Source organism: Marisediminicola sp. LYQ134 (genome assembly GCF_046599635.1).
In the GTDB taxonomy this organism is placed as follows: Bacteria; Actinomycetota; Actinomycetes; order Actinomycetales; family Microbacteriaceae; genus Marisediminicola.
Window position 1 is genome coordinate 397,920 of the sequence record NZ_JBKIWP010000001.1, and the last position, 14,200, is coordinate 412,119.

Annotated in this window: 15 protein-coding genes; 4 read left to right on the top strand and 11 right to left on the bottom strand. The window is 70.5% G+C overall.

Annotated elements, in window-relative coordinates; translation table 11 throughout:
* Positions 1-20: 20 nt before the first annotated feature.
* The 11 genes from ACLHIH_RS01920 to ACLHIH_RS01970 all read right to left on the bottom strand — a co-directional run bounded on the left by ACLHIH_RS01920 (position 21) and on the right by ACLHIH_RS01970 (position 9,880).
* A complete protein-coding gene (locus ACLHIH_RS01920) occupies positions 21-842 on the bottom strand; it encodes an arginase family protein (protein WP_411315026.1) in 822 nt (273 codons plus the stop codon).
* A gap of 46 nt (positions 843-888) precedes the next feature.
* On the bottom strand, positions 889-1,539 hold the full coding sequence (locus tag ACLHIH_RS01925) for an NADPH-dependent F420 reductase (protein WP_411315027.1): 651 nt from the start codon (positions 1,537-1,539) through the stop codon (positions 889-891).
* 47 nt (positions 1,540-1,586) lie between these two features.
* Complete coding sequence (locus ACLHIH_RS01930; protein WP_411316286.1) at positions 1,587-2,744, bottom strand: heparan-alpha-glucosaminide N-acetyltransferase domain-containing protein; 1,158 nt, start codon at positions 2,742-2,744, stop codon at positions 1,587-1,589.
* On the bottom strand, positions 2,639-3,382 hold the full coding sequence (locus ACLHIH_RS01935) for a PspA/IM30 family protein (protein ID WP_411315028.1): 744 nt from the start codon (positions 3,380-3,382) through the stop codon (positions 2,639-2,641). The genes ACLHIH_RS01930 and ACLHIH_RS01935 overlap by 106 nt, the downstream gene beginning before the upstream one ends.
* 106 nt (positions 3,383-3,488) lie before the next feature.
* Positions 3,489-4,355, bottom strand: coding sequence for a hypothetical protein (locus ACLHIH_RS01940; protein WP_411315029.1), 867 nt, complete (start codon positions 4,353-4,355; stop codon positions 3,489-3,491).
* Entirely contained in the window at positions 4,345-4,914 is a 570-nt protein-coding gene (locus ACLHIH_RS01945; protein ID WP_411315030.1) for a sigma-70 family RNA polymerase sigma factor, read from the bottom strand. Before ACLHIH_RS01945 ends, ACLHIH_RS01940 begins: the two co-directional genes overlap by 11 nt.
* A gap of 70 nt (positions 4,915-4,984) precedes the next feature.
* Entirely contained in the window at positions 4,985-5,395 is a 411-nt protein-coding gene (locus ACLHIH_RS01950; RefSeq protein ID WP_411315031.1) for a hypothetical protein, read from the bottom strand.
* Positions 5,396-5,633: 238 nt separating this feature from the next.
* Complete coding sequence (locus ACLHIH_RS01955) at positions 5,634-6,578, bottom strand: DMT family transporter (protein ID WP_411315032.1); 945 nt, start codon at positions 6,576-6,578, stop codon at positions 5,634-5,636.
* A 37-nt stretch (positions 6,579-6,615) separates the two neighbouring features.
* Positions 6,616-7,941: a glycosyltransferase family 2 protein gene (locus tag ACLHIH_RS01960; RefSeq protein WP_411315033.1), complete on the bottom strand. Its 1,326-nt coding sequence runs from the start codon at positions 7,939-7,941 to the stop codon at positions 6,616-6,618.
* Positions 7,938-8,984 carry a hypothetical protein gene (locus ACLHIH_RS01965; protein ID WP_411315034.1) on the bottom strand — a complete coding sequence of 349 codons (1,047 nt, stop codon included), beginning with the start codon at positions 8,982-8,984 and terminating at the stop codon, positions 7,938-7,940. The genes ACLHIH_RS01960 and ACLHIH_RS01965 overlap by 4 nt, the downstream gene beginning before the upstream one ends.
* On the bottom strand, positions 8,981-9,880 hold the full coding sequence (locus ACLHIH_RS01970; protein WP_411315035.1) for a WcbI family polysaccharide biosynthesis putative acetyltransferase: 900 nt from the start codon (positions 9,878-9,880) through the stop codon (positions 8,981-8,983). Before ACLHIH_RS01970 ends, ACLHIH_RS01965 begins: the two co-directional genes overlap by 4 nt.
* A gap of 178 nt (positions 9,881-10,058) precedes the next feature.
* On the opposite strand from ACLHIH_RS01970, the gene ACLHIH_RS01975 reads away from it, so the two are divergent.
* From ACLHIH_RS01975 to ACLHIH_RS01990, 4 genes are read left to right on the top strand one after another with little or no spacing between them, the layout of a single operon-like run.
* Positions 10,059-11,201, top strand: coding sequence for a hypothetical protein (locus tag ACLHIH_RS01975; RefSeq protein ID WP_411315036.1), 1,143 nt, complete (start codon positions 10,059-10,061; stop codon positions 11,199-11,201).
* Positions 11,198-12,355 (top strand): glycosyltransferase, encoded by a 1,158-nt coding sequence (locus ACLHIH_RS01980; protein ID WP_411315037.1) that lies wholly within the window; start codon positions 11,198-11,200, stop codon positions 12,353-12,355. Before ACLHIH_RS01975 ends, ACLHIH_RS01980 begins: the two co-directional genes overlap by 4 nt.
* A complete protein-coding gene (locus ACLHIH_RS01985; RefSeq protein ID WP_411315038.1) occupies positions 12,352-13,380 on the top strand; it encodes a glycosyltransferase in 1,029 nt (342 codons plus the stop codon). Before ACLHIH_RS01980 ends, ACLHIH_RS01985 begins: the two co-directional genes overlap by 4 nt.
* Entirely contained in the window at positions 13,377-14,195 is an 819-nt protein-coding gene (locus ACLHIH_RS01990) for a glycosyltransferase family 2 protein (RefSeq protein WP_411315039.1), read from the top strand. Before ACLHIH_RS01985 ends, ACLHIH_RS01990 begins: the two co-directional genes overlap by 4 nt.
* Positions 14,196-14,200 lie beyond the last annotated feature (5 nt).

Sequence of the window (14,200 nt, forward strand, 5' to 3'; positions counted from 1 at the left end):
GCCTCGCGGCCACGCCGTCGTCACGATCGCGTGAGTGCACCCACGATGCGGAGGATGCTCGGCAGATCGTCCACCGCGGAATCGATCGAGGCGGGAGCGAACTCGGTGATGCCCGCGCCGACGAGCGGCGCGACGTCCCGCACCGCGCCGATGAGCGCGAGGAGGTCGGCGAGGGTGATGCCGAACGGCTCCGGATAGCTCACGCACCCGAACTCCGCGGGGTCGAGCACGTCGAGATCGACGTGGATGTAGACGCGCGACGCTCCCGTCTCGCGCACCGCCTCGGCGAGCGAATCGGCGGTGAGTGCGTCGGGCGGGAGCATCGTGATGCCCGCCGCCTCGACGAAATCGTTCTCGGCCTCGTCGAGAGCTCGGGTGCCGGCGAGGATCACGCGATGAGCGGGCACGGGAGTGGTCGGAACGAGTTCGTCGGCTCCGTCACCGAGGAGGGTGCGCAAGACCATGCCGTGGAACGCACCGCTCGGCGATGACACCGGGGTGTTGAGATCGGCGTGCGCGTCGAGCCAGACGACCGCGACATCCCCCTGCTGCATCGCGTGGTCGATCGCGGCGAGCTCGACACCGCAATCGCCGCCGATCACGACCGCGGGCGACGCGGTCTCCCGCAGGACGGCGGCGAGCTCGTCGCGCACGCGAGCGACCGAACTGAGTCTCTGCACGCCCGTGTCCATGCTCGAGCCGGCACCCGAGGGCACGTCGACTCGAGTGGTCGCAGAGAACGGCAGGTCGCCGCCGATGGCCTCGGCCCCCTCGATGAGACGCATCGCTCGCGACGAGCCTGAGCCTTGCCACTGGGGGACGACGATGAATGAGGCGCTCACAGGGTTCAGTGTGCCACGCGGGGCGGCCGCGGTCGTCGCGGCCGCGTCACCGCGAGTTCTTGTTGCGCTCGGCGAGGAGGATGCTCGCCCGGAGCTCTCGCGCGTTCTCGCGCGCACCGTACGCCGGCTGATCGCGCTCGACCCGCCAGCTCTCCGAGAGCTGACCCACATCGACAGCGTCGAAACCGAAGGAGTCCAGGAGGTCTGCGACCGCCCGTCGCGCGTCGTCGTCGTCTCCTGCGATCGCGAGGGCCCGCCGGTCGTCGGTGCCCGCGGGAGACCGGTCCGACGTGATGTCGCTCGCGGTGATGTGGTTGAAGGCTTTGACGACGCGGCTCTCGGGGAGGTGCTGCTGCAGGAGACCCGACACCGTTTGCTCTTCGGCGTCGAGCACGGCGATGTCGCCGTCGCGCTCGCGGTAGTAGTTGTTGGTGTCGATGACGATCTTGCCCGCGAGCGGCTCGACGGGCACGTCGCGATAGGCCTTGAGGGGCACCGTCACGACGACGATGTCGCCCTCTGTCGCGGCCTCGGTCGCCGTCGCGGCACGAGCGCGCGGGCCGAGGTCGGCGATGAGCGCCGCGAGGGTCTCGGGGCCACGCGAATTGCTCATCACGACGTCGTGGCCCGCCTCGATCGCCGTGCGGGCGACCTGACTGCCGATGTGTCCTGCTCCGATGAATCCGATTGTCGTCATGGGGGAGTGCAACCGCGCCGCGGTCGTGATGATTCCCGGACAGCGAGTCAGGGGCGCGGTGCGGGGCTGGCCTCTGCCGGGCGCGCGACGGCGGCGAGAGCACGCTCGAGCGGCCCGCGCCCGAGCCACAGCCGCCAGGCACTCGCGAATGCGAGGGACGCGACGATGAGCCCGATGAGGAGAGGCCACCCCGGGTACTCCACCGCCCCGTCGCTCTGCGTGCGCAAGACGACGAAGATCGCGAGGGTGATGATCTGCAGCGTGTAGACCGTGAGCGCCATCGACCCGGTCGCGGCGAGCGGCCACGTGATCGCGCGGACGATCCGTGCGAAGCCGCGTCGCTCGGGCGACGTGACCCACAGCAGCAGACCGGTGACGGCGATCGCGAGACCTCCCGAGCCGAACACCTCCGCCGTGGAGTCGGAGTGCGCCTCGGCGGTCACGCCGGGGAGGAAGGTCGCGGCGCCGTAGCCGAGGATGGCGCCCGCAGAACCCGCGACGATCATGACGAGCTGTGTGCCCTCGCGGCGCAGGTCGGATCGGGCGCACACGAGGCCGAACAGCAGGTAGGCGAGCCAGATGAGCACGGGGTAGTACCCCGTGAGCAAGTACTCCTGCGCGACGTAGCGCAACGGCGACGTGACGGGGTCGGCGTCGGGAAGGGCAGCCGCGACGAGGGGCGAGACGAATGCGGCGACGACGGCTATCGCGATGAGCACGGGGCGTGAAAGAAACAGCAGCGGCACCATGAGGAGAAAGGCGATGGCGTAGTAGTCGAGGATGATCGCGATGCCGCTGTTGAGCGTCGTGAGCAGAACACCGAGCAGAAACAGCACGAGTGCGCGGATGACGATGCTCCCGCGCCGCGAGCGCCGAGCCTCGGGCTCGGTCGGACTCGCCGACCCCGTCATGATCCCGAGCGAGACTCCCGCGAGCGTCGCGAACAGCACCGACGAACGGCCGTCGGCGAGCAGCTCGACGTCGGTCGGACGGGGAATCGCGTGCGCGACGAACATGCCGAGCACCGCGATGCCGCGCGCGACGTCGACGCCGACGATCCTGCTCGTCTGCGCCGTGAGCTCGCGGGCGATGGGGTGCCCTACTCGCCTGCGCCGAGGGCGCGGGGAGCCGGCGAGCCGGCCTTGAGGGCGGCGAGGCGCGCGTCGAGCTCGATCTGCTCGTCGGATGCCGCCAGAGCTTCGAATTGCGAGTCGAGGCTCGAGGCGCTGAGCTCCTGAGCGCCGAGCATGCGGGCCTCCTCACGACGGATCTTGTCTTCGAACCGACTGATCTCGCTCGTCGGGTCGAGAAGGTCGATGCTCTTCACGGCGTCGTGCACCTGGCGCTGCGCTTCGACGGTCTTCGATCGCGCAATGAGTTCGTCGCGCTTCGACGTGAGCTGCGAGAGCTTGCCGCGCATCGCGTCGAGCCCCGACTTGAGCTGGTCGACGACAGCCGTCTGCGAGGCGATCTGAGGTTCGGCGTCGCGGGCCTCCTTCTCCGAGGCGAGCTGGCGGCTCAACGCGACCTTCGCGAGGTTGTCGAACTTGTCGGCGTCGGCCGTCTTGCCGCCCGAGCGCAACTCGTCGGCCTTGCGGCTCGCCGCGAGAGCCTTGGTTCCCCAGTCGGCGGCGGCGGAGACATCCTCGGCGTGATCCTGCTCGAGCAGGCGCAGGTTGCCGATGGTCTGCGCGATCGCACCCTCGGCATCGGCGATGCTCCGCGTGTAGTCGCGCACCATCTGGTCGAGCATGAGGGCGGGGTCTTCGGCCTGGTCGAGCACGGCATTGATGTTCGCCTTCGCGAGTTGGGCGATGCGCCCGAAGATCGACTGCTTGGTCATGGTGTGCCTTTCGATGTCGCGGGCCACGAGAGTGCGGGGGAGAACCGGCCCGCAACGGATTCTAGTGATCCGCATCAGGGAAACACCGGGTGGCGACGCCGAACTGTCAGTCGAGCACGATCGGAACGGTCGGCCCTTCGACGAATCCGTCGGCACCCTGGCCGAGCTCGCCGTCGCCGACCCCGCCGACCTCGGTGGCGGCGACGGCGACGATGTCGACCGTCGCGGAGATGTCGTAGCGCCCGGGTGGGATCGGGGCGAGCTCGTCGTTTCCGGCACCGAGCGTGTCGCCATCCCCGTCGCACTCCGTGAGTCCGAGCGCGGCGTCGAGGGAGATCGTCTCACCCGGGGAGAGGTCAAACTCGACGACCCCGACCGCCTGGCCCGAGTCGGTCTGCGCGATCACGATGCCGTCGCGCGAGAGGGTGACGACGGGGGGAGCGGACACTGCTCCCGACACGCGGGACGACCCGGTGTTCTCGAGAGTGATTGCGCCGTCGATGGTGCGCACACCCCCGTCTCGGGCGTCGGTCGAGAGATCGACGCTCTCGACGAAGTCGGGGGTCGCGACGAGTCCCGACGGGCTCGGCGCTCGACTGACGATCGGTTCGCCGCACGACGGCAGTCCGCGGCCGCCAGTCGACTCGCCCTCGTTCGATTCCTCCCCGTCGACGCCCGGCCCGTCGAAGGCCGGCCCATCGGCGCCGTCGGAGAGACCCGAGACGGCGCTGTCACTCGAGGTCACGGGGAGGAGGGAATCGATGCCCGTCACCGCGACGACGCCGAGTCCGACGGCGGCGGCTGTCGACGCGACGGCGATCACCGCGATCTTGGGTCGCCGTCGACGCCGGGCCGCCCGCACGATCGACGCGCCGTCGAGTGACCGGGCGTTACCGCCGGAATCGGTGTCCGCCTCGGAACCGAGCCGGTCGAGCACGTCTCGTGCGCGCTCGGACGGGATCTCATCGACCATGGTGCTCCTCGGTTCGTTCGGGCGGTGCCGACGGTGATGGCGACGACACCGGTGACGCCGACGTCGGGTCGTCGGCCCCCAGGGCCGCGGCGAGCTTCGCGAGGCCGTCGCTCAGGTATCTCTTGACCGTTCCCTCGCTGATCTCGAGCTCGCGGGCGATCGCGGCGACGGTCAAGTCGTCGTAGTAGCGCAGCACGAGGCAGGCCCGCTCGCGCGGCGACAGGCGGCGCAACTGCGCCCACAGATCGAGGCGCGACCCGGTCGCCGCGTCGCTCGAATCGACCACCGCGGGCTCGATCGTGAGGTGCGCGATCCGCCGCCACCTCGAGCGGCGTCGCGTGGCGTCGATGTGCGCGGTCAGGATGGCTCGGCGCACGTAGGCTTCGGCGCCCTCGATCGTGAAGCCGTTGGAGAGCCGGCCGAAGGTCTTGACGAGGGCGTCGTGCACGAGGTCGCCTGCGTTCTCGGCGTCGCCCGTCACGAAACGGGCGTAGCGCAGTAGCGCTGTGCCGCGACGCTCGACGAGCGTTGTCGCGACGCCTTCCCACGACGACGTCACTCGTGCACCCCTCTCCTCACCGACTAGAACGAGTGTGATCGACGAAAGGTTGGGGGGCGCGCCTCGATCGCTATTCGAGCAGCACGGCGACGACCTGCACGATCGTACTGACGATGCCGATGGCGACGAGAAGCCATCCCGCGATCCGCACGCCGCGTCCGTCGAGGCGCGGGTCGTCGAGTCGAGCGATCGCGGGGTCCCGCTTGTCGAAGTGCACCGTGACCTCGTCTCCGAGGCGCGGTTCACCCGGCGCATCGGGGGGCACGCGGGAGGAGTGCAGAATGCGGTCGAGGTCCATCCATCGGAACGACAGAGCGGAGGGCTCGGTCGGCGAGACGATGACGACGCCCCACGTCTCGACGAATCTCCCCGCGAACAGGCGGATGCCGTAGCCGATGAGCAGGAGCGTGACCCCCGCGCCGAGTCCGACCCACGTGAGGACCTCGAAGACGAGGGCGAACGAATCGTTGAGCGAGGTCACGAGTTCGATAGTAGAAGACACGTGACGGGTGGGCCGCGCGGTTCGGGATCGTCGCTCGCGGGAGTGAGGAGTGCCGGTCACCTCCCCGCTGGGGGGAACGGGAAAGTGACCGGCGAGTTCACCGATCTATTCGGGTGCGATCGGTGGACTAGAGAGGTCCTCGTTGACCAATTGGGACTTTAGAGGAATTACATTCTCGATGTCCACCAAAAGGAGGACATTGTGGAGAGCGGAGCGATCAATAGGTGTTGATGGCCTCGTTCGCCCCGGGGCCTTGACCGCGCCGCGACCTGCTACTAGGCGAAGAGCCGCCCACGAGCACGATCATGCCCGCGACGATGACCCCGACGCCGATCCAGACGCGGAGGCTCGGAGACTCGCCGAGCACGATGATTCCGAGCGCACTCGCGACGAGGGGTTCGGCGAGGGTGAGCGTCGCGACGACGGGTGCTGTGAGCCCGCGGAGTCCGCTCGCGAAGAGCAGGTAGGCGACCAACACTGTCGCGAGACCGAGCCACAGCACCGTCGTGAGGCCCGAGGCCGTGACGATCCAGGTGGTGTCGGAGAAGAGCACGAGGGGGATCGTGCCGAGCGCTCCCGCGCCGAAGAGGGTGCCCATCGTCTTCGACGGCGACCACCCGTCGTCGAGTAGTCGCTTGGAGCAGACGGCGTACACGGCGTAGGAGAGACCCGCGGAGAGGGATGCCGCGAGACCGACGGCATCCACGCCCTCTCGAGTGCCCGGCCCGGCGCCCGTGAGCCACACGAGCCCCGCGACCGAGAGCAGGGTCGCGACGGACCAGCGAACGCCGGGGAAGGCGCGGGTCGTCGCCCAGCTGAGGGCGCCGGTCGCGAGCGGAGCGGTTCCGAGGGCGATGAGGGTGCCGACCGCGACACCGTTGCGGTCGACGCCCGCGAAGAACGTCGGCTGATAGGCGACGACGGCGAGCGCACCCACGACGACGACGGTGGTGTGCCCCACACCGCTCGCCGAGCCCGGGGCGGTGTGGGGCGGTCGGCGGCGAGACGAGAGGACTGCGACGAGCGCGAGGGCGGTGCCGCCGAGGAGCAACCGTGCCGCACCGACCGAGACCGGGTCGGCATCCGGTGCGCCGAGCGCCTGCGCCGTTCCCGTGGTTCCGAAGAGAGCTGCGGCGAGCAGGACGAGCAGCACGGAGCGCATGCCGTCATTGTCACACGCGCGTCGTTCCGGGCCCGGGTCAGAGCCAATCGCCGTAGTGGGCCGCGACGCTCTCGTCACCGCGGAGGCGACGGACGACGGATGCCGCGGATTCGACGGTGTGCTCGAAGAACGGCGTCGGCCACCGCGCTTCTCTCGCGGCGGCACGCGCCGACCGGATGACGACGAGGGCGCCGTCGTCGTCGGCGAGGGTCACTCGTCCGGTCGTGCCGGTGCCGATGGTCTCGATGATGCGCCCGAAAGCGGTGGAGCCGCCTGTTCCGGGAGGCGCGATCCGGCAGGGAACGGCGATGTCGACTCGCACGCGATACCCCTCGAGTGCAGCGCGCGAGGGGTCGACCGCCTCACCGAACGAGACCCGCGGGTCGGCCGCGAAGAGCCGCTCGTGATCCCTGGACACTCGAACGTGCGCGAACGGCGCCGCCCTCAGAACGCTGTCGACCGTGATGAGGGCGTGCGACGCCGTCATCCCGCTGTCGACGACGACGAGGGTGTCGCTCGACCCGAGGAGCAGACCGTGCGGCCGTGAACCTCGCACCGGGATGAGGTGCGCGAGAGTGTGGGTCTCGCGCGACTTGTCGTCGGGGTCGCTCGCGCGCCCGCTCCAGTCGGCGCCGTCGTGCCATGCCACGGCGCCGGGCGCGTGCGCGAAGATCGCCCCGGCGATCCAGCACCGCCACGCCCACTCCCAGTCCTCGCCGCCGTAGGTCGTGAACGACTCGTCGAAGCCCCCGACCTCGAGAGCGAACCAGCGACTGCACGCGAGCACGGCGCCGATCAGGTGACGGTAGGAGCGATCGTCGGCGTGCAGGAGGTCGTCGGAACGGCGGTATTCGTCACGCAACCAGTCGGGGTCGGGCAGGCGGTGCCGCGGGGCGTGCACCTCGATGGGCGCGTCGATCGGCACGTCGCTGAGGTCGGCGTGAAGGCGCGTGCCGACGACGACCGCTTCGGGGGCGAGCGAGGGGAGCCGCGCCATCCGCTCCACGTAGGCGGGTTCGGGCACGGTGTCGGCGTCGAGGAAGAGCAGCACGTCGCCCGTCGCCGCCTCGATGCCGCGATTGCGAGCCGCCGCGAGACGGAACCCCTCGTCGGCTTGGCGCACGAGGGTGACGTGCGGCGGCACGGTCGGGGCGACGGCGGAACCGTCGTCGACGACGATGATCTCGAGGTGGTCTGCGGGGTGCGACTGCCTGTCGAGGGCGAGGAGAACCCGACGGAGCTGGACCGGTTGCTCGAAGTGCGCGACGACGACCGTGACCGTCACGGGAGTGTCGCGACCCTCGCCGTCGAGCGTGTTCCAGGCGTTCCCCGCGACTGAGACGCCGTAGGGGGGCGCGGTCACGACGCGACCTCGGCCCACCACGCGCGGTAGGCGGCGACGGTGTCGTCGGGGTGGGGGCGGGTGTCGGCATCCGCGGCGACTCGGGTCGACACGGGGTCGGAGATCGCGCGCGCGACGGCCGCCCCGAGATCCGCGGCGCTCACGATCGTGAGGGTTCCGGGGCGCAAGTGCTCCATCTCCCGCGCGTATCGGCTCTCGACGACGATCGGTCGACGTCCGGCGCCGATCCAGGTCGCCATCGAGCCGGACGCCGAGAAGTGCGTGTGCGCGATGACCGGTACCGCGACCCGACGGCACTGCCGCACGAGTTCATCGGAGTCGAGATAGCCCGTCACGGCGAAGTCGACCCCGAGCGCTCGAGCGTGCGACTCGAGTTCGGCGAGGTCTGCCTCGTGGCCGTCGGAGACCCGGCCGAGCGCGCGAACGGGAGCGTCGACGCGCGCAGCGGCGACGGCATCGACGACTTCGCGGTGTCCCTTGCCGGGGTAGAAGAAGCCGAGGATGGCGACGGCGGGGTCGATCACCGCTGCGTCCGCGAGCGAGGGGGCGGGGTCGCCCGCAGATTCGTGAGCGACCTCGACAGGCAGGGGGATCACGGTCACGGGCGTGTCGCCGAGATCGATGACATCGGCGAGCAGGAGTCGCTCGTGTTCGCTGTTGACGACGATGCCCGCGGCCGCGTCGACGACGCGCTGATATCCCGCGATGCGCGCCTCGAGGGATCGGCCGTCGGACGGCTGAGGCACGTCGTGGAGTGTGACGGTGCACGTCGTGCGCCGCGCGATCCGCTCGATCGCAGCCGCGGCGTCGCCCGGGTTCGGGCCCCACAACCGGTCGGTGAAGTGCGCGTGCACGGGGGTCGGGTCGGTGTCGTCGCGGAGGTCGGAGGCCTCGGAGCCGCCCCTCTCGAGAACGGTCGCGGTCGCGGTGTCCGCGTGCGCGCTCGCCGCCACCACTCGGTCGGCGAGAGCGCGCGCGTACTGTGCGACGCCGTGCTGTCGGTCGGCGTGCACGATGAGCCCGATCCGGAGCGGAGAATTCATGACTGCATCATCCGCAGTGTCTCGGCGTGGCGGCGCACGGCGAACGAGACCGTCTCGGGGTGCTCGCGGTACCACTCGCGGTGCGCGCTCAGGACCGTGTCGCGGGGGATGACCTCGCCGTCGACGACCCAGTGATCCGTCGGCGCGTCGTCGAGCCCCCACGTCTCGATGACCTCGAGGTCGCGCGGGGCGTGCACCGAGTCGAGCAGGGGACGACCCGGGTCTGCGGCGACCGGGGCGAGGCCGACCGACTCCCGCACGCGCACGGCGAGCGCCGAGAAGACGGGATTGCCGGGGTGGTTGATCGTGCGCATGGTGTCGAATCTCGGAGGGTCGACGAGGTCGGAGACCGGGATCGCCCCGTGCAGGCTCTCCCGACGACGCAACTCGTCGCTCGACCGCGCCGCGATCGCGCGGATGGCCTCGGTGTCCACGCGCACGGGGGTGCCCGCCGCTCGCGCGAGTTCGCGGAGGTCGTGATAGACGACGATCGGGGGGTCGGCGAGCGGGCGCGAGTGATCACGCACGATGACGTGAGCGGGGTAGAGGGCGGTGTGCCTGATGGTGGGAACGATCGCGTGGCGGGCACCTCGCGGCAAGCGGGCGATCATCTCCGCCCCTCCGAGGGGGAGGTCGTGATAACCGTCGCGGATCGGTTGGGTCACGAGGAGGCTCACGCGGGGGAGCAGGCGCTCGAGGTGAGGCAGGTCGTCGCTCGTGAGCTCGTGCACGGCGGGGATGCGCACGGTCGCCAGGTCGTCTCCCTCGAGGGTGATGCGCAGCGATTCGGCTTGGCAATTGCCCATGACGATCGCGAGGGACTCGGGCGCCGGGGTGAGGCCGTAGAACGATCCGTAGTGTCGCCGACGAGCGCCGTCGGCCGCTTCGTCGATCACGTCGTTCCTCTCGGTGGGGTGAGTCGCCGGCAGCGCCCGGATTCGCGTGCGTCGGTGTCGTCCGTCGGGGTTATATTCGCATGACGACGTGTCTCCCAGCCCGTCGCGCCCTGACGGGTCGCAGTCCGTCTGGCGGTGAGTTGCCCCGGCTCTCGAGTTGACGTCCTGTTGGAGATCCGTGTCCGAAAACACCTTACGCACCCGTGCGCTGACGATCGCGTGCGTGCCGGCGTCGCACCCCTACGTCGAGAACACTCGCGACCCTGGGGAGACCGATGTCGTGCACCTGCCCGATCCGCCTCCCGTCGGCGGCGCGTCGGGTCGATGGTGGCCCCCCGCGATGCTCACGGCCGGATGGATCTCGCAGCACGCTGCGGAGTTCGACGTGCTGCACGTGCACTTCGGAATGGAGTCGTTCGAGACAGCCGAACTCAGCGAGGCCCTCGACGCCCTCGAGCGGGCGGGGCGACCCCTCGTCTTCACCCTCCACGACCTGATCAACCCCCAACTCGACGACCAGAGTCGCCACGACGAGCAGATCGCGCTCGTCGTCTCGCGGGCCGACGAGCTCATCACCCTCACCGCGGGTGCGGCGGCGCACGTCTCCGCGACGTGGGGGCGGTCCGCGACCGTGATCGCGCATCCGCACATCGCGCCGGTCGACCGCGATGAGGCCGTGGTCTCGAGTCGGGTCGCGGCGGAGTCGCTCTCGCGTGCCGCGGTCGTCGGGGTGCACTTGCGCGACCTGCGACCGAACATCGCCGGGGTCGAGACCGTCGGTGCTCTCACCGTCGCGCTCGAGATCCTCGCCGGACGGGGCATCGACGTCGAGGCTCGAGTCGACCTCAACGCGCGAGTACGCGACGAGGCCGCTCGCGACGAGGTGCGCCGCATCGCGGAGGCGTCGCCGCGCATCATCCTCCGCGAGCGCGACAGGCTCGACGACTCCGAACTCGAGATGACGGTGTCGGAGTCGGATGTCGCGCTCCTTCCCTACCGTCACGGCACCCACTCCGGTTGGGTCGAGCTGTGCTTCGACCTCGGGGTCCCCGTCGTGGGAGCAGACATCGGCTTCCTCAGCGAACAGCATCCAGACAACTTCGTCGCCGTCGATCTCGACGACCCCGTGTCGCTCGCCGCCGCGCTCGAGGTCGCCGTCGCTGCTCCGCACACCGCGGCGGGGTCGCAGGCACGGCTCGAGCTCGTGCACTCGCGCCGGATCGAGCGCCGCGCGGCACGGCGGCGTATCGCCCGGGAGCACCGTGCCGTCTACGAGCGCGCCGTCGCTGCGCGACCCGCCTCCGAGCGGCGTCTGCAGTGACGGCGGTCCTGCCGGTGCGCGACGCGAGAGCATCCCGCCCGCTCACCATCGGCATGATCGCTCCGTTCCGCCACGCGCTCGGCGAACCGCACGCGGGAGGGCTCGAAGCCGCGCTCTTCGACAGGGTGCGGATGCTGCGCGCTCGCGGCCACCGTGTCGTGCTCACGGCCGTCGAGGGTTCGGTTCCCGCACCGCACCCGGAGCTCGCGCTCCCTCCCGTGGTCTGGGCCGACCCCGCTCTCGCCTCCGACAGCACCTTCCCTCCCGGTCATCTCCCGGTCGCGGTGGAGTTCCTCGACCGCGCGCTCGACTGGTTCGCCGCCCGCCGCGACGTCGTCGACGTGATCGACAACCACAACCTCCACGGGGCGCCCCTCGCGCGTGCCCCAGGCCTCGGCATCCCCATGCTCACGACTCTGCACACCCCGCCGCTTCCGAGCATGCTCGACGGGTGGCGCGAGGCCGGGCGGTCGGCGGGCAGTCGTTTCGTGTCGGTGAGCCGGCACACTCAGCACGAGTGGCAGAGTGCGGGTCTCGCATCCGACCTGCTGCACAACGCCGTCGACACGACGATGTGGCGATTCGGTCGCGGGGGAACAGACATCGTGTGGTTCGGGCGCATCGTGCCCGAGAAGGCACCGCACCTCGCGATACTGGCCGCCCGCGCTGCGGGTGCCCGCATCGTCATCGCCGGCAGGGTGGGCGACTCCGACTACTTCGCGACCTCTGTCGCCCCTCTGCTCGACGACGACGCGCGATACGTCGGCCCCCTGCGGATGCGCGAACTCGCCGAGCTCGTCGGATCGAGCGGATGCGCGCTCGTCACGCCCGTGTGGGAGGAGCCGTTCGGCCTCGTGATCGCCGAAGCGCTCTCGACGGGGACCCCGGTGGCGGCTTTCCACGTCGGGGGCGTCGGCGAGGTCGTCGGCAACAATTCGGGAGCACGTCTCGTTCCCCCCAACGATCTCGACGCCCTCGCGTCGGCCGCGAGAGACCTTCTCGACCACCACAACGGGTATCGGGATCGTCGGCGCACGCGATCGGAGGCCGCCCGGCGGTTCGCGGTCGTGCACCACGTCTCGCGCGTCGAGCACCACTTCCATCGCGCGATCGCGTCGAGCGCCGACGCCGAGCCGATCGACGCGGCGATATGACGCGGCTCGGCTGGTACATCCACCACGCGGGTCGAGGCCACATCACGCGGTTCCTCGCGATCCGCCCCCACCTCGACCACGAGGTGTGGGTCTTCAGTTCGCTCACCGCCCCGCGCGATCTGCCACCCCGCACCCGGTGGGTCCAGCTGCCGAGCGATTCGGACGTCGTCGAGAGCCCGGAGGGCGCGCCTCGCGATCCCGCAGAAGCGAACCCGACCGCGAACGGCGCGCTGCACTGGGCGCCGGTCGCCCACCCCGGCCACGCGGGGAGGCTCGCGTCGATCGTCGAGCACTCGGTGGCCCACGGTCTCGACCGTTTCGTCGTGGACGTCTCGGTCGAGGTCGCCCTCCTCGTGCGGCTGCTCGGCATCCCCACGATCGTCGTCGCTCAGCCCGGCGCGCGCACCGACGAGCCGCACCGTCTCGCCTACTCGCTCGCCGACGTCATCCTCTGTCCGTGGGCTCCGGGCACTCACGACCTCGCGCCGTTCGCGGCTGCTCGAGACCGGGTGCGCGAGGTGGGGGGGATCTCCAGATACGGCGACCGTGCCGACAGTGACCGCACCGCGGCGAGCCCGTCGAGATCGGGTGGCGTGGTTCTCGGGAGCCTCACCTCGCCGCTGCCCGCCGCGGAACAGTGGGCTGCGCTCGAAGCCGAGGTGCCGCACCTCCGGTGGCGCAGCGTCGGTTTCGTCGCGGGCACGGAGGTCGACGACCCGTGGTCTCTTCTGCGGAGTGCGGAGGTGGTCGTCACCGCGGCGGGGCAGAACAGCGTCGCCGACATCGCGGCCGCCGGGGCGGCGGCGATCGTCATCCCTCAGGAACGACCGTTCGACGAGCAGCGCGCCACGGCGACGGTGCTCGAGAAACGCGGGCTCGCGGTCGTCGCCGCCTCGTGGCCGTCTGGCCCGGAATGGCGCTCGCTCCTCGTCGCCGCCTCCGCGCTCGAACCGCGATGGAGCGAGTGGGGCACCTCGGGTGCGGCCCAGCGTGCCGCCGACGTCGTGACTGGCGTTGCCTCGTGAAGCGCGCGCTCGTCACCCTCGCGTCGGAGAGCCGTCGGGCGCACGTCGAACGTCAGCAGCGGTTCGCGGAGATCGTCGACCCTCGAGCGGATCGCATCATCGTCTGGCTCGATGACACGACACCCCGACCGCAGCTCTCGTCGTCGGCGCACCTCATCCACCACGCCCCGGGAGTCGACGGACTCCGTCTCGCGTCGGCCCGGAACGCCGGAGCGGATGCCGCGCGCGATCGCGGCGCGGAGCTCCTCGTCTTCCTCGACGCCGACTGTCTCCCGCTTCCCGACCTGTTCACGCGATACGAGCAGGCGGCGGGCGAGCCGGCCACGGGACTCCTGTGTGGGCCGGTGAGCTATCTCGCCGAGGGGACGACGCCCGACACGGTCGCCGAGATGCCCGCTCTCGTCGCTCCCCACCCTGCGCGGCCCGACCCGCGTTCCGGGGAGTTGTCGGTGGCGACCGCGCGGGAGTACGACCTCTTCTGGTCGCTCTCGTTCGCTCTCACCGTGGCGACGTGGGAGCGCATCGGAGGCTTCGACGCCGCGTTCGAGGGCTACGGCGGCGAAGACACCGATTTCGCATATCGCGCGCGGGCTGCAGGCATCCCGCTGCACTGGGTCGGGGGAGCGCACGCCCTCCACCAGTACCACGCCACATCCTCGCCCCCGTGGCAACACCTCGACGACATCCTGCGCAACGGTCACCTCTTCGCCGAGCGATGGGGTGTGTGGCCGATGTCAGGGTGGATCGACGCCTTCGCCGCGGGCGGCGCGATCCGCTGGGACGGAGTCCGCTGGGTTCGCACGAGGGCGGGCTGACGCCG

Coding starts and splice junctions, on each gene's coding strand:
- ACLHIH_RS01940 (WP_411315029.1), bottom strand. CDS start 4,355: ATGGTCGATGAGATCCCGTCCGAGCGCGCACGAGACGTGCTCGACCGG.
- ACLHIH_RS01965 (WP_411315034.1), bottom strand. CDS start 8,984: ATGAATTCTCCGCTCCGGATCGGGCTCATCGTGCACGCCGACCGACAG.
- ACLHIH_RS01955 (WP_411315032.1), bottom strand. CDS start 6,578: ATGCGCTCCGTGCTGCTCGTCCTGCTCGCCGCAGCTCTCTTCGGAACC.
- ACLHIH_RS01925 (WP_411315027.1), bottom strand. CDS start 1,539: ATGACGACAATCGGATTCATCGGAGCAGGACACATCGGCAGTCAGGTC.
- ACLHIH_RS01935 (WP_411315028.1), bottom strand. CDS start 3,382: ATGACCAAGCAGTCGATCTTCGGGCGCATCGCCCAACTCGCGAAGGCG.
- ACLHIH_RS01985 (WP_411315038.1), top strand. CDS start 12,352: ATGACGCGGCTCGGCTGGTACATCCACCACGCGGGTCGAGGCCACATC.